The following is a 25302-nucleotide window of genomic DNA, read 5'->3' on the forward strand; positions in this document are numbered from 1 at the left end:
GTCAGTTCCCGCGGATCATGTGCGCAATCGCAGCGCCGATACGGCCCATCAGACCTTTCTGGGCAACATCCTCGGACGCGACAACCGGAAACTCCCGATCTTCCTGGCCAGGGACCTCGACGATGACGCGGCCAATTTCGTCGCCTGCGCTGATGGGGGCCGGGATCGGACCATCGAAGGCCACGGAAACAGTCATGTTGCGACGAGCGCGCCGATGCAGCGCGAGCTGAACATCCTCGGCGACTTCCAGACGCACGGTTTCAGCTTCGCCCATGAAGACTTCAGCCTGAGCCTCAAGCGCATCTCCGGCGTCGAACAGGTCATAAAGGGCATAGTCATTGATTGCTGCGCGCATCATGCGTTCGGCTTCATTGGCGCGGTCGGTGTTGGAGCCCATGCCATTGAACACAATGATCCGGCGCACTCCGTCGCGTTCAGCCGTGCCGACAAGGCCGTAGCCGCTTTCCTCGGTGTGTCCGGTTTTCAGGCCATCGGCCCCGGAAAAGACACCCAGAAGCGGATTGCGATTGTACTGACGGATACCGTTGTAGGTGAACTCGCGCTCAGCCCAGAGGGAGTAGAGTTCCGGGTGATCCGCAATGATGATGCGAGCGAGTTCCGCCAGGTCCGCAGCGCTGATGCGGTGGTCGGGATGCGGCCAGCCGGTGGCATTGGCGAAGCTTGCGCTCTCCAGACCCAGTTCGCGTGCCCTGTCCGTCATCATTTCCGCGAACGCCTCTTCGGAACCGCCGAGGGCTTCGGCGATAACGATACAGGCGTCATTGCCGGACTGGATGATGATCCCGCGCAGCAAGTCCTCGACCCGCGCGCGTGAATTCACTTCCAGAAACATCGTGGAACTGCCTGAAGCAGCCCCGCCCCGGCGCCAGGCATTTTCGGAGACCGGGAGTTCGTCATCCAGGCTCAATTGACCATCGCGAATGGCCTCCAGCGTCATCAGGACCGTCATCAGCTTGGACATCGAGGCCGGCGGCATGGCAACATCGCCATTGCGATCAAACAGGATTTCACCCGTATCGAAGTCCATGATCACCGCGTGGGTGGCTTCGGTCTGGTACTGATCCTGGGCAACAACAGCGCTGATCGGTGTGCTCAGGAGAAGCAGGGATGCGAGAATGGCGCGCAACTTGGACGCTCCTTCGACGATTCGTGGATGACTGACGTGAAGCGCATTCAAGCGTGTGGACCCGGTCAGGTCCAGCGTTCAAACAGGGCATTTTCGTGAATTGTCAGCCGATGGTAACGATGCGGCTGTCGTATATCCCGTAGGAACTGAGCTGACGTGCCGCATCGACGGCGGCCTGTTCACTCGCCCAACGCCCCAGATACACACGATAAAGCGTGCGCCCATTGCCGTGGGTTTCTTCAACCCAGGCATCCCCGAGATCGGCGACACGGGCACGAAGATTTTCCGCATTCGCCCGCATGCCAAAAGCACCGAGCTGAACGGTGAAACGCCCCTGCCCGGCAATCTGTGACTGTTGAGATGCAGCCGTTGCCGCATGAGCCGGAGCCGGTGTTGGTGCCCGTGTTGGGACAGCCTGCGCCGGCTCACCATTGGAAGAATGCGTACGCGCAGGAGGTTCCGCGCCTGCATGAGCGGGACCAAGATAACGAACACGGACGCGGGCCAGACCACGTGAGCGATAATCCAGTTCTTCCGCGGCAGCGCGTGACAGATCGATTATGCGATCATCAACAAACGGACCCCGGTCATTGATGCGCACGATAACGCTGCGGCCATTTTCAAGATTGGTCACTTCGGCGATCGAGGGGATCGGCAGCGTTGTGTGCGCAGCGGTCATCAGATGCTGGTCAAAAACCTCACCATTGGCGGTCGCTCGGCCGTGGAAGGTTGGGCCATACCAGGAGCCGATGCCAATCTCGTCATAGTCATCATCCCGGCGTGGGACATAGCGCTCACCTGCGACGACATAGGGGTTGCCGACTTTCTGGTGATCGCTGGAGCGTGCGATCAGGGATCGTGTTTCAGTCCTGGAGAGAGGTCTCGCAAGGCGTTCGGCACTGCTGTCAAAAGACCGCAGATTGCTCGGTGTGGAAGAACAGGCCGCCGCCATAACGGTGCAGGCCAGAACCAGAAAAACTCTCAGCGCACGCAAGACATACCATCCCGTATCTGGAAGACGTCATTCTAACCGGAGAATATCGCCGAAATGGTGAAAGCTCCGTAAGCTGCATCAAGATAGTTGCCATTCGCACCGAAAGCCGGGTAATTGGGGCTATCGGAGGGGTGGCAGAGTGGTCGATTGCGGCGGTCTTGAAAACCGTTGAGCCGAGAGGTTCCGGGGGTTCGAATCCCTCCCCCTCCGCCACTAACCCCAGTCGGGAACCCATTTCAGTTGCAGCTGCACAACGCTTTCGGTCACACCATCCACACCGAACTTGTTGTCCCAGTACTGCCATTCAATTCCGGCCCAGAGATTTCCTGGCTCCCCGCTCAGCGAGCCCAGATTGACCAGCACTCGTGGCACAATCAGCGTATTGGCCACGCCGGTGCTCTCTCCGCCAGCCAGGTCAGAGAAGCCTTCGAACAAGAGGCGTGTATTGCCGATCATCACCGGGCGGTTCCAGGCCAGCGTCAGCTGTTCGGTGCTGCCAGGCCGTGCCGGATCATCCCGGTGCAGGGCCATCACCTTGAAAAAGAAGAAACCTGGCAGATCTAGATCTGCTGAAATTCCTCCCAGATAACGCTCCAGCCCCTGCTCCCCGCGTTCGTAATTCAGGGTGAAATAGACGTCACGCACCAGGCCGTCGCCGAAATCGATATCAAACAGATTCTCAAACGAGAAACGCGGCGTGATTTCGCCGTATGCGCCGATGCTGCCATCTTCGTTGAACAAAAAAATCGGTGAACAGGAAGAAATCGCCTCCGGACCAGCGACTGGCGTGTTCAACTGTGAAGATCGTGCGATCAGTTGATCCAAGCTCGTAGTCTTCACCGCGCAGGATCTGTATGTTTTCGGCGTGCCAGAAATCCTGGCCTTAAGCGGCGCATGACAACGCCGCTGCGGTCATCACGGCCATGCAGAGCTGAGTTCTTGGCCCCATGGCAACTTCCTCAGCGGGCAGCATGAAGACATGATTCTCTGCCAAATTGTTTCTCGAAGAGACTGACCTAGCCTCGACCCAACCAGGCCAGAGCGGCTTTCTCATCATCGTGGAAACCCACTTTGATCTGATGTCGCCAGGCGAGCGTTCCCAGAAGCATTTGTTCGGTATCATGGGATGACACGTCGAGAACGTAGGCGATCCGGCGAACGCTCGGAAATGCGGTCATGAACGCCTCGAACATGGAGATGAACTGGGCCGGTGTGAATTGGGCGTCACTCCGGGAAACGAGCATCAGGATGCGTGTCGAACGGAGCCGTATGCACGCCTCGCCCAGGGCGGCAGCGGCTTCTCCCAACCCCTCAGGCGTCGTCTTGCCCCAAATTTCCTGGATCAGAACACCTGTTGTGCGGTCTTCCCCAAGGCGGTGTCCGAATTCTCCGTCACTCATCCCGAACTTCTTTTCATGGCAACAAGCGCCGGCCAATGACACAGCGAGGCAAGACTGAAGAGTTTTAAAAAACAACTGTCGGCGGACGATCACGTCATCTCACAAAGCTGAATTCTCGATCACGAGCGCGTTGGTTGGGGAAGACAAATCAGATTGGCGGGCTATGTCTGGAGGCACGATACAAACCGGAGCCATCATGATCCGTCGCAAGAATGAAATCTGGCAATTGTCCAACGAGCTGGTCACGCCAAAACCGGCTTTTCTCAACCGTCGTCAAATCATGAAGGCCGCGGGTGCCCTTGGCGTCACAGCGCTTGCCGGGTGTGGCCAGGGATCGGCCTCGGCCCGCCAGATGCCAACTGAAGGCGCGCTGGCCGCGCAAGAGACCAACTGGCAGGTCAGTGACGATCTGACCCCGTACGAAGCCGTTACGGGCTACAATAATTTCTATGAGTTCGGCCTGGATAAGGGCGATCCGGCACGTTATGCGTCCGCTATGACAACATCACCCTGGAACATTGAGGTTTCAGGACTGACCGATGAACCCCGCGAATACTCCTTGCAGGATCTTGTTGATTTCGACGCGCTGGAAGAGCGCGTATACCGCCTGCGTTGTGTTGAAGCCTGGTCCATGGTGATTCCGTGGGTCGGTGTGCCGTTGGCATCGATCATAGAGCGATTGCGGCCGAGCAACGACGCGCGATATGTGCAGTTCGAGACCTATCTCAACCGTAACGAGATGCGTGGCACTCGCCTGCGTGTGCTGGACTGGCCCTATGTGGAAGGCTTGCGTCTTGATGAAGCTCGCAACGAACTCGCCTTCCTGGCTGTGGGGCTTTATGGCGAGGTTCTGCCCAAGCAGAACGGGGCACCGATCCGTCTCGTTGTTCCGTGGAAGTATGGCTATAAATCCATAAAATCCGTCGCGAAAATCCGATTTACGTCTGAAGAGCCCGCGACTTCCTGGAACCAGTCAGCACCAAATGAGTACGGATTTTATTCCAATGTGAATCCGAACCGCGCCCACCCGCGTTGGAGCCAGTCCAGCGAACGCATTATCGGCGGTGGCCTGCTGGCACGTCGGGAGACGGAGATGTTCAACGGTTATGAGGACCAGGTCGCGTCCATGTATGCTGGAATGGATCTGATCGAGCAGCATTGATGACAACACGAGCCGACCTCCTCAAACGGTTCGGGCGCGACTGGCTCAAACCGCTGAGTTTCTGGTTGCTTGCCTTGCCTGGTTTATGGCTTGGCTGGCAATGGTGGGCGCTGCTCACAGGCGCAGAGCACGCGCTCGGCTACAACCCGATCGAGACCACACACCGTTTTCTGGGCGATACCGCCCTGAGAATCCTGATTCTGTCGCTGGCCATCACGCCGTTCCGCGATCTCACGCAGTGGACAACGGTCATGAAAATTCGCCGCCGTGTCGGTCTGGCGGCGTTCTGGTACGCATTATTGCACTTGCTGGCCTACATGGGGCTCGACCTGCTGGTTGCTGCGCAGGGCAACGTGCCCGGCATGTTTGCAGGGCTGTGGAATGATGTGGTTGAGCGGATCTATATCACGCTGGGCATGTTTGCCGTTATCGGTCTGGTTCCGCTCGCGCTGACATCGTTCAACAGCTCGATCCGCGCTTTGGGGGCGCATCTCTGGCAGCGCCTGCACCTCGCCGTTTATCCGATCGCGGTGCTGGCCGTCTTCCACTATGGCTTCATGGTGAAGGGGCATCAGCTGGGGCCATGGGTCCACGGCGGTGTCCTGGGCATCCTTCTGGTGTATCGGATCGTGCATCGGCTTCGAAAGGTTCAAGCCCGTAACAGGTCCGCGGCCTGAGCGCGAACCCAGTCAGCGCATCCGATGGGGTCTTCCATCGGAGCCAAATGGCTTGCCTGGGTCAGATCAGGGTCGAGTCCGTGACGACGCAGGCGCCAGACCGGATAGACTGTCGACCCTCTTCGCACTGATTTCAGAATGGAAACGGGTGCATGGAGTTCGCGCAGCGCGCTCCAAGGGTTATGACCGTGCGACGCGAAAATCGCGGCCTCCCATTCAGGTGCGCAGGCGAGGCTTGCTGATTCATCGTGCTCGATAACGCCGGTGTCCAGATAATCCTCCAAAACGCCCGGCTGCCACCGCTCGAACAGAGGTTTCTCCTTATAATGGGCAATTGCCTCCGAGCGGCTGCCCCATAGCGAACGCCGCTTCCGAGCTGCCGTGGACATCGGGTTGTAGCGATACGCCCACGCCCCTCCGGGAATGTGAGGAATGGCATAAAACCATGATGGCATGAAAATTGGCTCGATCAGGGCAAATCGATCCACCCGCAAACCGTGCCAGGCCGCCGCCAATAGTCCGCAGACGGACCCCATTGAGTGTCCGACGAACAGTGTGGGTCGCGTTGAGCTGTCGTGGCAGGCAAGCGCCAGATCACGACCAAAAACCTGCCAATCACGCAAGTTTCCCGGCTCGACAGGCACTTGCGACAGACCATGCCCCCTCAAGTCCGGGGCAATGATTTCAAATTGATCGGCCAGCTCTGACAGGAACAATCGGTACGTGCCCGCGTTGAAACCATTGGCGTGGCCGAAGATCAAGCGGGGTGCAGAGGGCCGACGTGCAATCAAGACGCTCAGATCGCCATCGTCGACCTCGACACGTTTGCGCTCCAAGGCCATCAGGAACGATAACGATCATCGCGAACGAGCGCTGCGATGAAATCTCCGAGTAACGCCGCCAATTCACGCCGGTTCCAGACCACCAGGACGAGGCAAGAAAACCAGACGCCGACCGCCGCCATGAACAGGCCACCACCATCATTGTTGGGATCGATACCCAGGGGCGTGAACAGGTGGAAACTGATGGCACCGCTCATGATGGAAATGCCAAGAAGCGCGCCCAGGGCCTGAAAACGACGAAGCCCCGGCAACAGGCCAATCAGCACGCAGGCAGATGCAACAAGCTCCGCCCCTCCGATCATGTACTGGCTGAACAGGCCGCTATGTCCGAACAGCCCGGGCGCGCCGAGCGTGCCGGCCCAGGCATCCAGCCGGCCGAATATTTCCTGCGTCTCCGGCGCGTCTGTGAATTTGAAGCGCAGGGAATCAAGAAAGATGATGGATACGAAAACACTCAGTACCGTGCGGATAATCGTTGTCAGTTTCATGTCAGCCCCTTCCCGTGGCAATCGCCTGTTTCCTATCGCCTCCGCGGGCTCCGGTCTTTTCACATTCCGCGGCGTGGACCGTGATCGAACGGTTGGAAACCGGCCCGAATTGCGCCAGACATCTGCAAGGTTAGGGAGAGCCGCATGACAATCAAGATCAATTCCGCCTTCGACAGTGGCAATATTGATGTCGTTTCCGTTGATCAAGGCGGGGCGATCGAACTTGAGATCTGCAAGGATAACGGCTCCGACTTCTTCCAGTGGTTCCACTACCGGGTGAGCGGCGCCAAGGGCCAGGCGCTTTCAATGGCGATCACCAATGCCGGTGATGCAGCCTATCTGGACGGCTGGAAAGATTATCAGGCGTGCGCGTCTTATGATCGCGAAACATGGTTCCGCATCGACACCTCTTATGAAAACGGCGTCCTGACTCTAAGCCATGCCCCGGAACTGGACACGGTCTGGTATGCCTATTTTGCCCCCTATTCCATGGAACGCCATCAGGATCTGATAGCCTGGGCCCAAACCTACCCGGGTGTTGATTTAGAAGTACTTGGCGAAACGCTCGACGGCCAGAGCCTGGATTGTCTCAGTGTGGGCAATGGCGAAAAAACGATCTGGATCACGGCCCGACAGCATCCGGGCGAAACCATGGCCGAGTGGTGGATGGAGGGTTTCCTCAATCGTCTTCTTGATCAGGACGACCCGGTCGCACGAAAACTCCTCAGCCTCGCGCGTTTCCACATGGTGCCGAACATGAATCCCGATGGCAGTCGTCGCGGGCACCTGCGCACCAATGCCAAGGGTATCAATCTCAATCGCGAATGGGACAAGGCGTCACCAGAGAACTCTCCAGAGGTCTTTTTCGTCCTCGAACGGATCCGAGCGACGGGAGTTGACCTGCACCTGGATGTGCATGGCGACGAGGGGCTTCCCTACAACTTCATCGCCGGCGGGGAAGGCGCACCGAATTTCACGGCTGACGACCAATACAAGCTGGACGCCTACAAGGTCGCGCTCGAGGCCATTTCCCCGGATTTCCAGACTTTGCACGGCTATGACGTAGATGCGCCGGGAACGGCAGATCTGTCCATCTGTACCAACTATATGGCAAACACGTTCGGCTGCCTCGCGATGACGCTGGAAATGCCGTTCAAGGATAATGCCGATCTGCCAGATGTATTTGCCGGATGGTCACCCGAGCGTTGCCGTAAACTCGGCGCCGCCAACCTTGATGCCATGTTGGCGGTTATTGATGACGTCTGACACGTATTAGGCGAATTTTGCTTGTGAGAATCGCGCGCATCGGGAAGCATGAGGCGACTTGATGGAGCTTTCGCATGTATCTCACTCGCCTGCTTTACTTCTCTCGAGCATCCCAGGGCCTGGGCATGGATCTCGATCAGATCCTGGCCTCGGCCCGCGAACAGAACAGCAAGAATAATATCACCGGTGCACTGTGGTTTGACGGCGATTATTTCGTTCAGGTGCTGGAGGGCGGACGTCATGCGGTCAGCGAAACCTATCACCGTATTGCGGCGGACGAACGTCACACGGACATCGAGCTCGCTTCATGTGAGATGGTCGACAGCCGACTGTTCCACAAATGGCGAATGGCCTATTTCGCTGACACCCAGGAAAATCGGGACCTGATCACGAAATACTCCGGTCATAACCAGCTGATACCGGAAAAAATGAGCGCCCGCTCCCTGCTCCACGTCCTCGCCGAGGGACAGTTGCTCGGGCACTAGGGTCACTCCTGCAGCTCGAAGGTCATTCTGGTGCATCCAGATAGCCTGGACGCGGCCGATACCGTGCGGATCATATTCCTGCATGAAATGTCCGCCCGGCTCGCATCGAGCTTGCAATCTGCACTCTGGAAGCGTCCCTGCGATCTCATCCGGGTCTGGCCTGTCCGCCTAACAGGATCACCTGACACGACGGCTATCACCAGCGATTGACTTGACGCTTACGCAAACTCGGCGAGGATGATCGGCGTATTTTCGGTTTCTGAGGGGAACAATCATGGGCCGTTTGTTGATGGGCGTCGCTTCTGGCGCCCTGCTGATGGGCGCTGGCATCTATTTTTACCAGGGCGCGAATGAGGGTGATGCGGGCACACAGGCTGGCCCATCGACCACAAGCAGCGATGCACCGCTGACCGTTGCGGATGCGGAGGCCTTTGTGGAGGGGGCTGAAGCCGAGTTCCGCGAGTTCGGCGAGTTTGCTGCGCGCACTGCCTGGGTTCAGAACAATTTTATCACTCATGACACCAACTGGTTGCTGCAGCGCATGGGCGCCCAGTCCACCGCGATGTCCGTGCGGTATGCGACCGAAGCCGGTCAATATGCTGATCTGGATCTTCCCGCTTCGCTCGAGCGAAAATTGACAGCGCTTCGGGCCGGCATCACCCTGCCCTCGCCCAATGACCCGGCTGCGGCAGCGCGCATGTCAGAGCTGACCACACGCATGGGCTCGTCCTACTCCTCCGGCCTGATGGAAATCGACGATGAGATGGTCGATCACAACGAGCTTGAAAACATCATGCGGACCAGCCGCGATCCGGAATTCCTGGCCCATGTCTGGAATGGCTGGCGCGAGGCCTATGATCCCGAAGCCATGGCGCAGGACTATTCCGAAATGGTCGAGATCGCCAATCAGGGCGCCCGCGATCTGGGATATGACAATCTCGCACAGATGTGGCTGTCCAATTACGACATGCCGGCTGACGAGATGGAAGCCGAGGTTGAACGCCTCTGGGGCCAGGTCGCGCCGTTCTACGAGGAACTTCACTGTCACGTCCGCTCGAACCTGAACGAGCTTTATGGCGACGAGGTTCAGCCTGCCACCGGTGCGATCCGCGCGGACCTCCTGGGGAATATGTGGGCACAGGGCTGGGGCTCACTCAGCGATGTCGCCGGTGTGGGTTCGGGTGAATCCGCCTACAATCTCGACGACCTTCTGGTCAACAACGGCTACACGGCCCACCAGATGGTTGAAGTGGCCGAGACCTTCTTTACGTCACTGGGCCTGGAGCCGCTTCCGGAAACCTTCTGGGAGCGTTCGCTGATCACCCAGCCCCGGGACCGCCAGGTGGCCTGTCACGCTTCGGCCTGGAACCTCGACAGCGTCGATGATCTGCGTATCAAGATGTGTACGCTCGTCAATGGCACTGATTTCGTGACGGTTCACCACGAGCTCGGCCACAACTTCTACCAGCGCGCCTATAACCACCAGGACCTCCTGTTCCAGACCGGCGCCAATGACGGTTTCCATGAAGCAATCGGCGATTTCATCGCACTTTCCGTGACGCCGGAATATCTGGTCCAGATTGGCCTGCTCAATGAAGCCGACATGCCGGGTGCGGACGCGGATCTGAGCCTGTTGATGGATACGGCGCTCGACAAGATTGCCTTCCTGCCCTTCGCGGTAATGATGGACCAGTGGCGCTGGCGCGTGCTGCGTGGCGAGATTCAGCCGGACGAATATAACTCTGCCTGGTGGGAGCTCAGAAACAGCTATCAGGGCATCACCCCGCCGGTGGAGCGCCCGGCAGACGCGTTCGACCCGGGTTCAAAATACCACATCGCCAACAACGTGCCGTATTTGCGTTATTTCCTTAGCCATATCCTGCAATTCCAGTTCCATCAGGCCGCCTGTGAAATGGCGGGCTGGGAAGGCCCGCTGCACCGGTGTTCGATCTATGGAAACGAGGAAGTCGGTGAACGCTTCAACGCCATGATGGAGCTGGGCGCATCCCAGCCCTGGCCGGATGCGCTGGAAGCCTTTACCGGCACCCGTCAGATGGATGGCTCTGCAATCACGGCCTATTTCCAGCCATTGATGGACCATCTGCGAGAGGAAAACGAAGGTCGTTCCTGCGGCTGGTAATCTCTCCGACGCATTAAGATTGAGTCACAGACGGCTCGACACATTGCGCGCGTTATAGTGTAACGTTAGGTTTGCGATCATTTCTCCGATCGGATTCCGGACCTTGCCAAACGCCGCAATGTGCCGGGCCGTTCGCTTGTCTATTGGGGTGAAACTTTGAAACCAGTATTCATGGCTAGCGTCGCCAGCCTGGCGCTCCTGACCGCTTGCGGCCAGGTCAACACCGGAACCGATGCCGAAACGTCCGCCAATGCGGACGCCAGCAGCGAAGTTGCAGCCGACGTCAATGTCGCCAGCAATCCCTTCCTGGAAGACCGGTGGGATACACCGTTCGGCACGCCGCCTTTTGACCGCATTGAAAACGAGCATTTTGCACCGGCATTCGACGCTGGCATTGCTGAGTCCCGCGCGGAATTCGCTGCCATCGTCGAAAACGCTGACGCTCCGACCTATGAGAACACGATTATCGCCATGGAGCGTCTCGGTTCGTCCCTGTCGCGTGTGCAGTCAGTCTTCTTCGCGCTTGCCAGCGCACACACCAATGAGACCATCCAGACGCTGTCCCGGGAATATTCCTCGCAATTCTCCGCACTGGGCAATGACATCTCCCTGGACGGGCGGCTGTGGGAACGCATCAACACGCTCTACGAGACGCGCGACAGCCTGGGTCTGGATGCAGACCAGATGCGGGTTCTCGAACTCTATCACCGTGACTTTGTCCGCGCCGGCGCCCTGCTGAACGACGCCGCCAAGGAACGCCTGGCCGAGCTGAACACTCAGATTTCCGGACTGACGGTCGCCTATGGCCAGAATCTGCTGGCAGAAAACAATGGCTATGAGCTGGTCATCACCGACGAGGCTGATCTGGCCGGCCTGCCGGATGGGATCCGCGCTGCCGGTGCCCGCGAAGCTGCTCGCCGTGGATATGAGAACTCCTGGGTCTTCACGACCTCCCGCTCCTCCATCACGCCTTTCCTGACCTTCGCGGAAAACCGAGAGCTGCGTGAGGATATCTACAACGGCTATGTCATGCGTGGCTTCGCCGGCGGTGACAGCGACAATCAGGAAGAAGCGATCGAGATCGCTCGCCTGCGTGCTGAACGCGCCGAGTTGCTCGGTTATGCAAATCACGCGTCCTACCAGCTTGAAACACGCATGGCGCAGAACCCGGACAATCTCTCCGATTTCCTCAACCAGATCTGGGAGCCGGCCTTGGCCCGCGCACGCGAAGAGCGTGACGACATGCAGGCCATGATCGATGCGGAAGGCGGCGACTTCCAGCTCGCGGCCTGGGACTGGTGGTATTATTCCGAAAAGGTTCGCCAGGCGCGTTACTCTCTCAATGAGGAAGAGGTTCGCCAGTACTTCGTGCTCGAGAATGTTCGCAATGCTGCGTTCGAAGTTGCCAACCGTCTCTGGGGCCTGACCTTCCATCCGGTCGAGGACGCGCAGGTCTTCATCGACGGCGTTGAAGTCTGGGAAGTTCGCGAAGCGGACGGCACCCATGTCGGCGTCTTCTACGGTGACTTCTTCGCCCGCCCGACCAAGCGTGGCGGTGCGTGGATGAACAGCTTCCGCGGGCAGCAGAATATCGATGGTGAAAACCAGCGCCCGGTCGTAGGCAATTACCTCAACCTCTCGCCGCCGGCAGAAGGTGATCCGGCGCTGATGAGTTTCAACGAGGTCTCCACCCTCTTCCACGAATTCGGCCACGCCCTGCACGGCCTTCTGTCCGAGCAACGCTATCCGCGCATTTCCGGTGTCACCGGTCCGCGCGACTACACCGAATTCCCAGCCCAGATCTATGAACACTGGGCGGCCGCTCCGGAAGTCATGCGTGAATTCTTCACCCACGCTGAAACCGGTGAGACCATTCCGGACGAGCTGATGGAACGCCTGCAGGCAGCAGCCACCTTCAACCAGGGTTTCGCAACCACGGAATACATGGCCGCTTCGCTGCTCGATCTCGCCTGGCACTCGTTGAGCCCGGAGGAGATTCCGGAAGACGCGCTGGAGTTCGAGACCCGAGTGCTCGATGATATCGGCATGATGGAAGAGATCGCGCCGCGTTATCGCTCGACGTACTTCTCACACATCTTCGCGGGTGGTTATTCTGCCGGTTATTACGCCTATATCTGGTCAAACCTGCTGGACGCTGACGGATTTATTCCGTTCCGCGAAAAACGGTCTGTATGACGAGACCTATGCCCAGCGTCTGCGCGAGAACGTCTATGGCGCCGGCGGCATCCGCCCAGCCCTGGATCTCTACGTCTCTTTCCGCGGTCAGGAACCAACCATCGAGCCGCTGCTCGAAGGTCGTGGTCTGATCGAGAGCGAAAGCGAGTAAGCTGTCACCGCTATCCGAGAAAAGCCCCGGTTCATCGAGCCGGGGTTTTTTTTATTATCCGCCGAGAAAGACGCGCTCGATGGTCCACCAGATGGCCATCAATGCGATGGCACCGTTGGCGCCGCGAACCAGCCAGCTGCGATACCAGTCCTGTTCGAAAAACCAACGCAGGGCAAAATACATTGCTGCGATGATGGTCAGCTGTCCCAGTTCAACCCCGACGTTGAAACTCACCAGCGCGGGAACCAGCGCACTTCCAGGCAATCCGAGCTCAGATAACACGCCGGCAAAACCCAGCCCGTGAAACAGCCCGAAGCCGAAGACCACCAAGGGGCGCCATTTCTGCATGTCCTTGAAAAGAATGTTCTCGACAGCCACAAAAGCTATCGAAAGCGCGATGATCGGCTCGACGATTTGGCCCGGCACGACAATCAGTCCTGAAATCGCCAACCCCAACGTGATCGTATGCGCGATCGTGAAGCTCGAAACCTGCAGCACCAGCGGTTTCAGACGTGTAGAGGCGAAAAACAGCGCGCACACGAACAAGATATGATCCAACCCCTTGGGGAGGATGTGCTCAAACCCCAGCTTCACGTAAAGCGCTATCGTCTCCCACAGGCCGCGTTCCAGCGTGACGTCGAAACCCAGTGCGGCTTCTCCAGAAGGCAACTCGCTGTCCATGCTTTCCAGTGCCGCACAGAGATCCGGGTCCAGCCGACAGATTTCGTCATCGGGGTGCGCCCAGGCAGTTGCCGCGCCCAGCACCATCAGTCCAAGCATCAGAACGAGGGAGCTGAGCACAAAAATTCTTGGCATTCATGCCTCCGAAGGGTGGTCGCGCGCCGCCGAAGCGCGGTGGAAACTCCGCGTTACCTTATAACGGGAGCACAGTTATTTGGAGTATCCACTACACTTGGGGATGCCGCTGCCGGAACCATTCGAAACCAAAGCAAGCAGCGGAAAATTATACGAAAACCGACCCTGCTGGCTTTCGTTCACTAGAACGCCTCGACGAGTTGCTCAAATTTAATGTGACCCAACAACATCAAATGAGACATGATTGTCTCATGAATGATCCAATCAGACCCACCGCCAAAAATGCTATTATGGAAGCCGGTTTTCGACTTTTGTCAGCCGAGCCATCAAGCTCTCTGTCCCGCATCGCTGAACACGCCGGTGTCGGGAGAGCCACATTGCACCGTCACTTTACTTGCAGGGACGAGCTTCTGCGGGAGCTTGCCATGCGCGCTTATGAAGAGATGGACGAGGCTGCGGAAAGCGCGGCAGAACACGCGCCTAGCTATTCTGCCGCTCTCAAGAATATTCTGGACGCCCTCATCCCTCTCGGTGATCGCCACGGCTTTCTCGCACATTTTGGGCTCGAGGATGATGCAGAGCTGAAAAATGAAATTGCGCGCCAGGCTGAGGAAACGCGCGATCTGATCGACGCGGCTCGCGGGGAAGGACTGTTCGACCCTGCCATTCCAACAAGCTGGATCGAGCGCATGTACGACGCCGCGATCATGGCCGGCTGGGAAAGCATGCGTGCCGAGGAAACAACCCTGAACCAGGCCAGCGAACTCGCCTGGAACAGCCTCATCAAGGGTGTAGGAGCGAAATCATGAACGGTGATGCAATTGAGTATCTGGGCAGCCAAATTGATGATGCTTTCTTCCTTCTCGGCGCAGCCATCCTGCTGATCGAGCTGGTGACCGGTGTCTTCACGAAGAAGATGACCGGCCGGACCCTGCTGGACATGATCGCCAATATCTCGACCCAGATTCCCTATCTGGCCTTCGAAATATTCGCTATGGGATTTGTGTATCTCGGCTTTGTCGCCATCAATGCGAACTTCGTCAGCTGGGATATTCCAGTGACGCTATGGAGCGTGGTTCTCGCGCTCCTGGTCGCCGACTTCACCTATTATTGGGAACACCGAATGGCGCATGAAATCCGTCTGTTGTGGACCCAGCATGCCGTGCATCACTCTTCTCGCTTCATGAACATCAGCGTGGCGATCCGCTTCGGGCCGTTTGAGAGCCTGACATCAGCGATCTTCCATCTGCCCATGCTGTTCATGGGCTTTCATCCAGGCGTCGTCTTCTTCTCGATCGTCGTGGTGCAGGCCTATCAGACCTGGATCCACACCGAATTGGTCGGCAAGCTGGGCGTGCTGGACGGCATCCTGAACACACCCGCCAATCACCGGGTCCACCACGGCTGTGACGACAAGTATATCGACAGGAATTACGGCGGCATCCTGATCATCTGGGACCGCATCTTCGGCACCTATCAGCGCGAAGAGGAAACCCCGCACTACGGCCTGGCGCGCGACTTTAACAGCGTCAATCCGCTGGCCGTCTGGTTCTCGGAACTTCCGGGCCTCTTCAGGGACCTCGGCTCGGCCCGCAATGCCGGAGAATGGTGGGGGTATCTTTCGAAGCGACCCGGATGGGCGCCTGAAAATGGCTCTGCCAAGCGTCAGATGGAAGGGCCGGCTGAATAGCCGGCTCCCCTAGCCTCCCAGAAACACGCGTTCGATCGTCCACCACAGCGCCATCAGCGCGATGAGACCAGTGCCCCCCAGACGGAGATAATTATAGGCAGGCTTCTCGCGCCACCAGAACACGGCGATCCACGCCATGGCCAGGATCGACAATTGCCCCAGCTCAACCCCGACATTGAAGCTGATAAGCGCGGCTGCCAGATCGCCTTCCGGCAAGCCCAGCTCACCCAATACGCCCGCGAACCCCAAGCCGTGAAAGAGCCCGAAGGCGAAAACCAGCGCGGGGCGCCATTTCTGGACATCCTTGAAGACGATGTTCTCGATCGCCACGAAGGCGATGGACAGCGCGATTATCGGCTCGACTATACTGCCCGGTAGGCTGACATGGCCCAACGTGGCCAGAGCCAGCGTGATCGTGTGGGCCAGGGTGAAAGCGGAGACCTGCCAGATCAGGTCCTTCCATTTTGATGATGCCAGAAAAAGCGCCAGGACAAAAAGAATATGGTCCAGGCCCAGCGGCAGGATGTGCTCGTAACCCAGGTTGAGATAAAGCCAAATCACGTCCCAAACAGTCTGTTCCACAGCATCCAGCATAGCACTCACCCCTGATCGCGCTTGACGGATCGATGTCATCACGCGAAATTATTTTAGTTCTAAATTATCTCCGACTCGCACTCCGGCGATGTCGATTTCGCAGGCATGAATATGACCGACACCTTCTCCTCGCAAGTCGATGTCTCTGATGAAGATATTCATTGGGATTTCAAGGACGACATGTCCTACGGCAAGTATCTCCGTCTGGACACCATCCTGTCCCAGCAGGAGTTGCTGACCGGCGAGCATGACGAGATGTTGTTCATCGTCATCCACCAGGTCGCCGAATTGTGGATGAAGCTGGTGATCCACGAGATTGAGGCTGCCTCCCGCCGTATTGCGCAGAACGAGGTCGGACCGGCGCTGAAGATGCTGACGCGGGTGTCGCGCACCCAGGAACAACTGATCGAGGCCTGGTCGGTTCTGGCGACCATGACCCCTGCTGATTACCTGGTTTTCCGCGACAAGCTGGGCCACAGCTCGGGTTTCCAGTCCTATCAATATCGCACAATCGAATTCCGCCTGGGCAACAAGAACGCCGCCATGGCGCGCGTGCACAAGGATAATCCGGTTGCCCACGCCATGGTCACCGAAGCACTGACCAAGCCCAGCATCTGGGATGAGACGCTCGCCTTCCTCGCCCGCAAGGGATACGAGGTTCCGAAGGACCGGCTGGAGCGTGACTGGAGCGAAGCCTACGAGGCGAGCGAACAGGTCGAGGCGGTCTGGCGCGAGATCTACGCTAACAGCGAGAAACACTGGGAAGCCTATGAACTCGGCGAGAAACTCGTCGACGTCGAGCACAAGTTCCAGCAATGGCGTTTCAATCACATGAAAACTGTCGAGCGTATCATCGGCTTCCGCAAGGGCACTGGCGGCACAGCCGGTGTGGGCTATCTGGTCAGGGCCCTGGATCTTCGTTTCTTCCCGGAAATCTGGACCGTGCGGACGCTGCTCTGATCCATGAAACATCTCTGGGACATATCACAACCGCTCCGCGCCGAGCTGCCTGTCTGGCCCGGTGACACCGCTTTCCAACGCGAAGACAACTGGGTGATTTCCGACGAGTGCCCCGTCAAGGTCTCCCGCCTGACCCTGTCCACGCACTCCGGTGCCCATGCGGATGCGCCGGAGCATTATGACCGTGATGGCACAGATATCGCCTCGGTTTCGCTGGAGCCCTACCTGGGGGAATGTGTGCTGGTCACCGCGGGCGGTTCCGGTGTCGATGTGACGCCAGACGATGTTGACTGGGACAAGATCGGCGCCCATGCACGGGTTCTGGTGCGAACTTATGAGTATTTCCCGCACGACAGCTGGGACAGTGATTTCCGTGCCATCAATGCGTCAACAGTCGAACGACTGGCTGCTGCCGGCTGCAAGCTGATCGGCACCGACGCTGCCTCGCTTGATCCGGAAACATCCAAGACGCTCGACGCGCATCACGCTGTCAAACGGCATGACATGCGCATTCTGGAAGGCCTCGTCTTCGACGGCGTACCGGACGGACGATACGAGCTGATCGCCCTGCCCCTGCCCATCATCAATGCGGACGCCTCGCCCGTTCGCGCGATTTTGAGAGAACTCTGAGATGACCCTCGACGAGATCAACGCGCTTGATGCCACCGATCCGCTGCGCGAGATGCGCGACCTGTTCACCATTCCTGATGGCGTGATCTATCTGGACGGTAATTCGCTGGGTGTCCTGCCCAAGGCGACGCCTGACGCGATGAGCGACATGATCCACCGCCAGTGGGGCCAGGATCTCATTCGCTCCTGGAACAGCAATGACTGGATCAATGCGCCCCGTCGCCTGGGTGACAAGATCGGAAGCCTGATCGGCGCGGCGCCCGGTCAGGTCGTTGCAGCCGATTCCACATCCGTAAACGTATTCAAGGCACTGTCTGCAGCTTCTCAACTCAACTCTGACAAGTCGGCTTTGCTTTCCGAGACCGGGAATTTTCCGACAGACGCCTACATGATGGAGGGGCTTGCGAGCGCCTCCGGTCGTCAGCTCAGTGCCGAGCTGGTCGAACGTTCGCAAATTCTGGAGCGTCTCACAAAGGGGGATGTTGCCGCCCTGCTCCTCACCCAGACGCATTACAAGACCGGTGCGCTCTGGGACATGGCAGAGGTTACACGCCGCGCCCACGACGTTGACGCCCTGGTGATCTGGGATCTCAGCCATTCCGCCGGAGCCCTGCCTGTCGAGCTGGATGCCTGCAACGCCGATTTCGCCGTCGGGTGTGGCTATAAATACCTCAATGGCGGCCCTGGTGCGCCCGCCTTCATCTATGTGGCAGAGCGTCATCAGGGCAAGGTCATGCCCGCGCTTTCCGGATGGATGGGCCATGCGGCGCCGTTCGCCTTCGACGACCGCTACGATGCCGGCAAGGGCATTGACCGGTTTCTGTGCGGCACTCCGGGGATTCTCGGCATGTGTGCGCTGGAAGTCGGGCTGGATATCTTCGCGGACGTCGACATGGCCGCCCTGCGCAGGAAATCACAAATGCTGGGCGACCTCTTTATCAAGCTGGTTGAGGAAAACACGTCCGGTTTCGAACTGGCCTCACCGCGTGTCGCTGAACACAGAGGCAGCCAGGTGTCGATCCGTCATCGCGACGGATACGCGATCATGCAGGCGCTGATCGATCGCGGCGTCATTGGTGATTTCCGTGCTCCGGACATCCTGCGGTTCGGCTTCACCCCGCTCTACACCCGCTACAGCGATGTCTGGACGGCGGTTTCCGAGCTCGCCGATGTGATGAACACGAATAGCTGGAAGGACGAGAAATATACCGTCCGCGCCGCCGTGACCTAGGAGACGATGATGAGCCCTGTTTCCACCCGAAAAACCGGTTCTGTCCTGGTCATCACCATCGATCACCCGCCGGTCAACGCACTCTCGCATTCCGTTCGCGAGGGCATAGTAAGCGCACTCAACTCGGCACCGGCGAGTACGAATGCTGCGGTATTGCAATGTGCCGGACGAACCTTCTTTTCAGGCGCAGATATCTCCGAGTTCGGCAAACCGCCCCAGGCGCCCAGCCTCGCTGACGCGATCTCAGCCCTGGAAAACGCGCCCTTCCCAGTTGTTGCAGCTATTCACGGCCAGGCGCTGGGTGGCGGTCTGGAGATCGCTCTGGGCTGTGATTACCGGGTGATGGATGCGCGTGCAAAAGCCGGGCTTCCCGAGGTCAATCTGGGTCTGATCCCCGGCGCGGGCGGCACGCAACGTCTGCCCCGTATTGCTGGTATGGCACTTAGCCTGGAAATGGCCAGCCAGGGCAAACCAATCACAGCGGCCAAGGCCCTGGAAGCCGGGATCGCCGATGCAATTGCAAGCGATGACCTTGCCAGCTCCGCGCTTGATTTTGCGAAAAGCAAAACCCGCAACGACAAACGCTCCACAGGTGCGCTTCCCAATCCTGAGCAAGATCAGTCGGCGCTGGACCACTGGCGCGCCCATGCGGGCAAACGCCAGCGCGGTCAAAAGGCCCCGCTCGCGGCAATCGATGCCGTCGAAGCCAGTGGCACGCTGGACATCCAGGCCGGCTTGAAAAAGGAGCGCGAACTGTTCGTTGAGCGCATGTCGGACACGCAGTCCGCTGCCATGCGCCATCTCTTCTTCGCCGAGCGTAAATCCGCCAAACTTCCCGGCGTCGCTGCAGAGCCCCGCAAACTCGAACGCGCGGCCGTCATCGGCAGTGGCACAATGGGAGTCGGCATAGCCGCTTCGCTCCTTTCTGCGGGCCTGTCTGTCAAGCTGCTGGACATGTCAGACCAGGCCCTGCAGGCCGGTTACAATCGCATCAAGGGCATTTTCCAGAATGACGTTGCCAAGGGGCGGTTGAGTGAAACTGCCTGCTCGGCAGTTCTGCAGCGTCTGACCGCCACCACGAAGTACGCAGACCTTTCGGACTGTGAAATCGTCATCGAGGCCGTGTTCGAAGATATCGAAATCAAGCACAAGGTCTTCGCCCAGTTGACGGAAGCGGTGAGCGAGAAGGCCATCCTGGCAACCAACACATCCTATCTCGATGTAGACGCGATAGCAGATCGCGTCCCCAATCCAGAACGCGTTCTGGGCCTCCATTTTTTCTCACCCGCGCACATCATGCGACTTCTCGAGGTTGTGCGTGGCGCGAAGACGGATCCGTCCGTCCTGGCCACTGCCATGTTGCTGGGCAAGCGTATGCGCAAGGTCGCGGCAGTTTCCGGTGTTTGCCATGGCTTCATCGGCAATCGCATGCTGTCCTGCTACGGGCGCGAGGCCGGGCTGATGCTTCTGGAGGGGGCTTCACACCGCCAGATCGACAAGGCCCTCACCGATTTCGGCATGCCGATGGGGCCCTTCACCATGGGTGATATGGCGGGCCTCGATATCGGCTACATGAACCGGCAGAAGCTTGACCCGGAGAGTTTTGAGCAGCGGGCTTTTCTCATCCATGACCGTCTGGTCGAGATGGGGCGCAAGGGCCAGAAAACCGGCGCGGGCTTCTATCGCTATGAAAGGGGCAATCGCGCACCGCTGGATGACGAAGCACTTGACGAAATTCTGGCCACGGCACGCTCGGAACAGGGCGTCACTCTGCGTGAGGTAGATGATGGTGAGATCGTCGATCGCTGCATGCTCGCGCTGATCAACGAAGGTGCGAAAATCCTCGACGAAGGGATCGCGTGGCGTGGCAGTGATGTCGACGTGGTCTACGCCAATGGCTACGGCTTCCCGCGTTATCGCGGTGGTCCGATGTTCCACGCCGACACGATCGGCCTAGACAAGGTACTTGCCGGTATTCGTTCCAATGCCGAACGCTTCGGAGCGCGCTGGTGGACACCTTCGGATCTGCTGGTCCGGCTTGCGGAAACGGGTGGTCGCCTTTCCGCTCATGAAATCAACACAGGAGCCGCGTGATGAAGATTGCTTGCCTGGGCGGTGGTCCCGCCGGCCTCTACTTCGCAATTTCCATGAAGCTGCGCGATCCCGATTGCGAGATCGACGTCTATGAGCGTAACAAGCCAGGGGACACTTTTGGCTGGGGCGTGGTCTTTTCCGATCAGACCATGGAAAACCTGGAAGGCAATGACCCGATCAGCGCAGCATCCATTGGCGACAGTCTTGCCCACTGGGATGATATCGACGTGCATTTCGGTGGCAGTGTCGAGACGTCTACGGGGCACGGGTTCTGCGGCATCGGGCGCAAGCACCTGCTGAACATACTCCAGGACAGGGCTCGTGAGCTGGACATCAATCTGCACTTCGAAGTCGAGATCGAACCGGGTCTGGATCAATTCTCCGACGCCGACATCATCATCGCCTCAGACGGCCTCAACTCGAAGATCCGCAACACCTACGCCGATGTTTTCAAGCCGGATATCGAGGTTCGTCAGAACAAGTTCATCTGGCTTGGCACAAACAAGGTGTTTGAGGCCTTCACCTTCATCTTCACCGAAACCGAACATGGATGGGTCTGGGCGCACGCCTATCGTTTTGACGACGAAACCTCGACCTTCATCGTGGAATGCGAACCGGAGACCTGGGAAAAGCTGGGGTTTGACCAGCTCGACAAGGAGGAGACCTGTCGCAAGTGCGAAGCGCTCTTTGCGGACTGGCTGGACGGTAATGAGCTCATGTCTAATGCCCGCCATCTGCGCGGCTCGGCCTGGCTGAATTTCCCGCGTGTTCTGTGTGAGACCTGGATCCATGACAATGTGATCCTGCTGGGTGACGCAGCTCACACGGCCCACTTCTCGATTGGTTCAGGCACAAAGCTGGCATTCGAGGACGCCATCATGCTGGCGGACGTTCTGACCTCGACCGAGAAACCGCTCGCCGAAGGCCTACATGACTACCAGGAAGCGCGAAAGGTCGAGGTTCTCAAACTCCAGAGCGCAGCGCGCAATTCCACCGAATGGTTCGAACATCTCGACCGCTATCTCGGTTTCGAACCCAAGCAGTTTGCCTATTCCCTGCTCACCCGCTCCCAGCGCATCAGCCACGAGAACCTTCGCCTGCGTGACGAGAAATGGCTCGGCAGCGTAGAGAGCTGGTTTGCCAAAACGGCCACAAAAAAAGCCGACACCCCGTCGCGCCCGCCAATGTTTGCGCCATTCGAGCTGCGCGACATGCGGCTGGAAAACCGCGTCGTGGTTTCACCCATGTGCATGTATTCCGCTGCGGAAGGAACGCCCAACGCTTTCCACAAGGCTCACTATGGCGCTCGCTGCATGGGAGGGGCCGGACTGGTCTATACCGAAATGACGGATGTCAGCGCCGACGCGCGCATCACGCCGGGCTGCGCCGGACTCTACACCGATGAACATGTTGCGGCTTGGCGTGAAATCACCGACTTCGCCCACAGCCGCAGCAGCGCCAAAATGGCTATCCAGCTCAGTCATGCCGGTCGCAAGGGCTCCACCCGTATCGGCTGGGAAGGCTATGACCTGCCGCTCGAAAGCGGAAACTGGGAGATCATCGCCCCCTCTCCGATCGCCTGGTCAGACGGCAACCAGATCCCGCGAGAGATGACCCGTGCCGACATGCATGCCGTCAAGGCGGATTTTGTTGCAGCGACAAGGCGCGCTCTGGAGGCCGGTTTCGATCTGGTCGAGCTTCACTGTGCCCACGGCTATCTGCTCTCCAGCTTCATCACACCAATCTCAAACCAGCGCACCGACGAATACGGCGGATCGCTCGACAATCGAATCAAGTTTCCGCTGGAAGTCTTTGAAGCGATGCGCAATGTCTGGCCATCAGACAAGCCGATGGCGATCCGTCTGTCAGCCACTGACTGGCTCGGTGAAGACGGCATTACCGGCGATGACACGGTGCGTATTTCCCAGGCCTTTATAGAGGCTGGCGCCGATCTGATCGATGTGTCTGCCGGCCAGACCAGCCCGCTCGCACGTCCGGTCTACGGACGCATGTTCCAGACACCGTTCTCTGATCAGATCCGCAACACACTTGGCTGCGCCACCATGGCGGTTGGCAATATCTTTGAACCCGATCACGTCAATTCGATCCTCGCGGCCGGCCGGGCCGACCTGGTCGCCCTCGCCCGCCCGCATCTGGCGGACCCGAACTGGACTCTGCGCGCCGCCGCGGAACTCGGTTATCGCGGCGTTACCGCACCCAACCCCTATGTCGCCGGCTTTGAACAGCTTGGCCGCAATCTCAAAAAAGCCCAGGAAATGGAGCAACGCGCATGAGCACGCTAAACGGACGCACAGCCGTCATCACAGGTGGCGGAACCGGTATCGGTGTCGCCTGTGCCAAGGGTCTCGCTGCCCAGGGCGCCAGGGTCATTCTGATGGCCCGCAATCTGGAACGTCTCGAAGCCGCCGCTGCTGAAATCGATGGCGCAAAGGCGATCAAGGTCGATGTCACCGATGATGCCAGCGTCGCCCAGGCCTTTGGTTCTGCCATGGCAGATGGCCCGGTGGACATCCTCGTCAACAATGCCGGTATCGCTGCAGCATCCGCCTTCCACAAGACCTCGCTGGAAGAGTGGCGGCGCATCCAGGCCGTTAATGTCGAAGGCCTGTTTCGCTGCACCCAGGCTGTTATCGGCGAAATGATGCGTTCCGACTATGCGCGGATCGTCAACATCGCCTCGATCGCAGGTCTGCGTGGTGGCGCCTATATTGGTCCCTATGTCGCCTCAAAACACGCTGTCGTCGGCCTGACCAAGTCCCTGTCGCTGGAATATGCAAAGACCAACATGACCGTGAACGCGGTCTGCCCGGGTTATGTAGACACAGCGATTGTCGACAATTCCGTCGCCAACATCATGGAGAAGACCGGCCGTTCCCGCGACGAGGCCCTGGCCGAACTAACGAAGAACAACCCCCAGGGGCGTCTGATCCGGCCCGAGGAAGTTGCGGAAATGGTCACCTGGCTTTGCTCTCCACTCAGCGCGTCCGTTTCCGGTCAAGCCATCATGATAGCCGGCGGCGCAATCTAGTGTCGCTCGCGGCAACTCATACCCCCGCGGCTCCGCAACAACATCTTCGCCTCTGGCTGCGTCTCTATCGTACGGTCGGCCTGATTGAACGCGAGATCCGCGCTCGCCTGACCCGTGAGTACAACGTCAGCCTGGCTCGGTTTGACCTGATGTCTGCCCTGGAACGCGCGGATGGCCCGTTGACCATGGGCCAGCTCTCCGAGCGCCTTTTGGTAAGCAACGGCAATGTCACCGGCCTGATCACGCGTCTGGTCGAGGATGATTGGGTGACCCGCACGCCTCTGCCCAACGATCGCCGCAGCTATCACATCGAAACCACCGAAAAGGGCCGCGAATGTTTTGCCCAAATCGCCACGGCTCATGCCGCCTGGGTTGATGAACTGCTGAACGCCGTACCGGCCGACATTGCCGAGGCACTCAGCGAAAATCTCGACCACATCCTGCATTCACCCCGTTTCAAGTCCGGAGACCACCGTGCGCCTTGATCCAGCAAACTACACACCTGAACACTTCCTCTGGCAGTTCGAGGACGGCATTGGCCGCATCACCCTCAATCGCCCTGAACGCAAGAATCCGCTGACTTTCGAGAGTTATGCCGAGCTGCGCGATTTCCTGCGTGACCTCTGCTATGTGCCGGATGTGAAGGTGCTGGTCTTTTCCGGTGCCGGCGAGAATTTCTGTTCCGGCGGTGATGTGCACGAAATCATCGGACCGCTGGTCCAGATGGATATGCCTGGATTGCTCGATTTCACTCGCATGACCGGCGATCTCGTCAAGGCGATGCGGGACTGCCCGCAACCCATAATCGCCGCCATCGATGGTATCTGTGTTGGGGCAGGTGCGATTATCGCCATGTCCTCTGACCTGCGCATTTCAACACCGCGTTCCAAGACCGCATTCCTGTTCAACCGTGTGGGCCTGGCGGGCTGTGATATGGGCGCCTGCGCGATCCTGCCGCGCATCATCGGCCAGGGCCGCGCGTCCGAACTGCTCTATTTCGGTCGCTCGATGAGCGCGGAAGAAGGCGAACGTTGGGGCTTCTTCAATTCGATCGTCGAACCCGATGCATTGATGGAAAAGGCGCTGGACTGGGCAAAACGCATCCGTACAGGCCCGACCTTTGCCAATGCCATGACCAAGAACCAGCTCAACACAGAGTGGGATATGAGCCTGCACACGGCCATCGAGGCGGAAGCCCAGGCCCAGGCGATCTGCATGAAGACCAAGGACTTCGAACGCGCCTATCGTGCCTTCGTGGCCAAGGAAAAACCGGTTTTCGAGGGCGACTGA

At 58.7% G+C, this 25302-nt stretch carries 24 protein-coding genes, 1 tRNA gene and 1 pseudogene; 18 read left to right on the plus strand and 8 right to left on the minus strand.

Annotation, left to right across the window (positions count from 1 at the left end; translation table 11 throughout):
• Position 1: 1 nt before the first annotated feature.
• Both SIC17_RS00290 and SIC17_RS00295 read right to left on the minus strand, forming a co-directional pair.
• A complete protein-coding gene (locus SIC17_RS00290; RefSeq protein ID WP_412546034.1) occupies positions 2–1147 on the minus strand; it encodes a D-alanyl-D-alanine carboxypeptidase family protein in 1146 nt (381 codons plus the stop codon).
• Positions 1148–1250: 103 nt separating this feature from the next.
• Positions 1251–2141 (minus strand): septal ring lytic transglycosylase RlpA family protein, encoded by an 891-nt coding sequence (locus SIC17_RS00295; protein WP_412546035.1) that lies wholly within the window; start codon positions 2139–2141, stop codon positions 1251–1253.
• Positions 2142–2266: 125 nt separating this feature from the next.
• On the opposite strand from SIC17_RS00295, the gene SIC17_RS00300 reads away from it, so the two are divergent.
• Positions 2267–2354, plus strand: a tRNA-Ser gene (locus tag SIC17_RS00300).
• On the opposite strand, the gene SIC17_RS00305 is transcribed toward SIC17_RS00300, so the two are convergent.
• Together SIC17_RS00305 and SIC17_RS00310 are read right to left on the minus strand one after the other, a co-directional pair.
• Complete coding sequence (locus SIC17_RS00305; RefSeq protein WP_412546036.1) at positions 2355–2936, minus strand: hypothetical protein; 582 nt, start codon at positions 2934–2936, stop codon at positions 2355–2357.
• 221 nt (positions 2937–3157) lie between these two features.
• Positions 3158–3541 (minus strand): hypothetical protein, encoded by a 384-nt coding sequence (locus tag SIC17_RS00310; protein WP_291895397.1) that lies wholly within the window; start codon positions 3539–3541, stop codon positions 3158–3160.
• A gap of 196 nt (positions 3542–3737) precedes the next feature.
• On the opposite strand from SIC17_RS00310, the gene msrP reads away from it, so the two are divergent.
• Complete coding sequence (gene msrP / locus SIC17_RS00315) at positions 3738–4703, plus strand: protein-methionine-sulfoxide reductase catalytic subunit MsrP (RefSeq protein ID WP_412546037.1); 966 nt, start codon at positions 3738–3740, stop codon at positions 4701–4703.
• Positions 4703–5380, plus strand: coding sequence for a sulfite oxidase heme-binding subunit YedZ (locus SIC17_RS00320; protein WP_412546038.1), 678 nt, complete (start codon positions 4703–4705; stop codon positions 5378–5380). The genes msrP and SIC17_RS00320 overlap by 1 nt, the downstream gene beginning before the upstream one ends.
• Here SIC17_RS00320 and SIC17_RS00325 read toward each other — a convergent pair.
• Positions 5353–6216 carry an alpha/beta fold hydrolase gene (locus SIC17_RS00325; RefSeq protein WP_412546039.1) on the minus strand — a complete coding sequence of 288 codons (864 nt, stop codon included), beginning with the start codon at positions 6214–6216 and terminating at the stop codon, positions 5353–5355. The genes SIC17_RS00320 and SIC17_RS00325 overlap by 28 nt on opposite strands.
• A 5-nt stretch (positions 6217–6221) precedes the next feature.
• Positions 6222–6710: a hypothetical protein gene (locus SIC17_RS00330; RefSeq protein WP_291895405.1), complete on the minus strand. Its 489-nt coding sequence runs from the start codon at positions 6708–6710 to the stop codon at positions 6222–6224.
• A gap of 144 nt (positions 6711–6854) precedes the next feature.
• Between SIC17_RS00330 and SIC17_RS00335 the strand changes: the two genes are divergently transcribed.
• The 4 genes from SIC17_RS00335 (at position 6855) to SIC17_RS00350 (ending at position 12797) form a co-directional block, all read left to right on the plus strand.
• Positions 6855–7976 carry a M14-type cytosolic carboxypeptidase gene (locus tag SIC17_RS00335; protein ID WP_412546040.1) on the plus strand — a complete coding sequence of 374 codons (1122 nt, stop codon included), beginning with the start codon at positions 6855–6857 and terminating at the stop codon, positions 7974–7976.
• Positions 7977–8050: 74 nt separating this feature from the next.
• Positions 8051–8461 carry a BLUF domain-containing protein gene (locus tag SIC17_RS00340; protein ID WP_291895408.1) on the plus strand — a complete coding sequence of 137 codons (411 nt, stop codon included), beginning with the start codon at positions 8051–8053 and terminating at the stop codon, positions 8459–8461.
• Between the two features lie 274 nt (positions 8462–8735).
• On the plus strand, positions 8736–10601 hold the full coding sequence (locus tag SIC17_RS00345) for a M2 family metallopeptidase (RefSeq protein WP_412546041.1): 1866 nt from the start codon (positions 8736–8738) through the stop codon (positions 10599–10601).
• A 171-nt stretch (positions 10602–10772) separates the two neighbouring features.
• Positions 10773–12797 (plus strand): M3 family metallopeptidase, encoded by a 2025-nt coding sequence (locus SIC17_RS00350; RefSeq protein WP_412546042.1) that lies wholly within the window; start codon positions 10773–10775, stop codon positions 12795–12797.
• A 205-nt stretch (positions 12798–13002) separates the two neighbouring features.
• Here SIC17_RS00350 and SIC17_RS00355 read toward each other — a convergent pair whose 3' ends face one another.
• Positions 13003–13764 (minus strand): HupE/UreJ family protein, encoded by a 762-nt coding sequence (locus tag SIC17_RS00355; RefSeq protein WP_412546043.1) that lies wholly within the window; start codon positions 13762–13764, stop codon positions 13003–13005.
• Positions 13765–14054: 290 nt separating this feature from the next.
• Between SIC17_RS00355 and SIC17_RS00360 the strand changes: the two are divergent.
• The 3 genes and pseudogenes from SIC17_RS00360 to SIC17_RS00370 form a co-directional block, all read left to right on the plus strand.
• A pseudogene (locus SIC17_RS00360) lies at positions 14055–14126 on the plus strand (hypothetical protein); the annotation flags it as partial.
• 63 nt (positions 14127–14189) lie between these two features.
• Positions 14190–14573, plus strand: a complete 384-nt coding sequence (locus tag SIC17_RS00365; RefSeq protein WP_412546952.1) for a hypothetical protein — start codon at positions 14190–14192, stop codon at positions 14571–14573.
• Positions 14570–15454 (plus strand): sterol desaturase family protein, encoded by an 885-nt coding sequence (locus SIC17_RS00370; protein WP_412546044.1) that lies wholly within the window; start codon positions 14570–14572, stop codon positions 15452–15454. The genes SIC17_RS00365 and SIC17_RS00370 overlap by 4 nt, the downstream gene beginning before the upstream one ends.
• A 9-nt stretch (positions 15455–15463) precedes the next feature.
• On the opposite strand, the gene SIC17_RS00375 is transcribed toward SIC17_RS00370, so the two are convergent.
• Positions 15464–16048, minus strand: a complete 585-nt coding sequence (locus tag SIC17_RS00375; protein WP_412546045.1) for a HupE/UreJ family protein — start codon at positions 16046–16048, stop codon at positions 15464–15466.
• A 111-nt stretch (positions 16049–16159) separates the two neighbouring features.
• Between SIC17_RS00375 and kynA the strand changes: the two genes are divergently transcribed.
• From kynA to SIC17_RS00415, 8 genes are read left to right on the plus strand one after another with little or no spacing between them, the layout of a single operon-like run.
• Positions 16160–17008, plus strand: a complete 849-nt coding sequence (gene kynA / locus SIC17_RS00380; RefSeq protein ID WP_366940121.1) for a tryptophan 2,3-dioxygenase — start codon at positions 16160–16162, stop codon at positions 17006–17008.
• A gap of 3 nt (positions 17009–17011) precedes the next feature.
• On the plus strand, positions 17012–17638 hold the full coding sequence (kynB, locus tag SIC17_RS00385) for an arylformamidase (RefSeq protein WP_291895416.1): 627 nt from the start codon (positions 17012–17014) through the stop codon (positions 17636–17638).
• A 1-nt stretch (position 17639) separates the two neighbouring features.
• Entirely contained in the window at positions 17640–18869 is a 1230-nt protein-coding gene (gene kynU, locus SIC17_RS00390) for a kynureninase (RefSeq protein WP_412546046.1), read from the plus strand.
• 6 nt (positions 18870–18875) lie between these two features.
• Positions 18876–20963, plus strand: a complete 2088-nt coding sequence (locus tag SIC17_RS00395; RefSeq protein WP_412546047.1) for a 3-hydroxyacyl-CoA dehydrogenase NAD-binding domain-containing protein — start codon at positions 18876–18878, stop codon at positions 20961–20963.
• A complete protein-coding gene (locus SIC17_RS00400) occupies positions 20963–23257 on the plus strand; it encodes a bifunctional salicylyl-CoA 5-hydroxylase/oxidoreductase (RefSeq protein WP_412546048.1) in 2295 nt (764 codons plus the stop codon). Before SIC17_RS00395 ends, SIC17_RS00400 begins: the two co-directional genes overlap by 1 nt.
• Positions 23254–24012, plus strand: a complete 759-nt coding sequence (locus tag SIC17_RS00405; RefSeq protein ID WP_291895421.1) for an SDR family NAD(P)-dependent oxidoreductase — start codon at positions 23254–23256, stop codon at positions 24010–24012. Before SIC17_RS00400 ends, SIC17_RS00405 begins: the two co-directional genes overlap by 4 nt.
• Positions 24012–24497: a MarR family winged helix-turn-helix transcriptional regulator gene (locus SIC17_RS00410; RefSeq protein ID WP_412546049.1), complete on the plus strand. Its 486-nt coding sequence runs from the start codon at positions 24012–24014 to the stop codon at positions 24495–24497. Before SIC17_RS00405 ends, SIC17_RS00410 begins: the two co-directional genes overlap by 1 nt.
• Positions 24487–25302 carry an enoyl-CoA hydratase family protein gene (locus SIC17_RS00415; RefSeq protein ID WP_412546050.1) on the plus strand — a complete coding sequence of 272 codons (816 nt, stop codon included), beginning with the start codon at positions 24487–24489 and terminating at the stop codon, positions 25300–25302. Before SIC17_RS00410 ends, SIC17_RS00415 begins: the two co-directional genes overlap by 11 nt.

This window comes from Maricaulis sp. MIT060901, assembly GCF_047123815.1.
Classification (GTDB): Bacteria; Pseudomonadota; Alphaproteobacteria; order Caulobacterales; family Maricaulaceae; genus Maricaulis.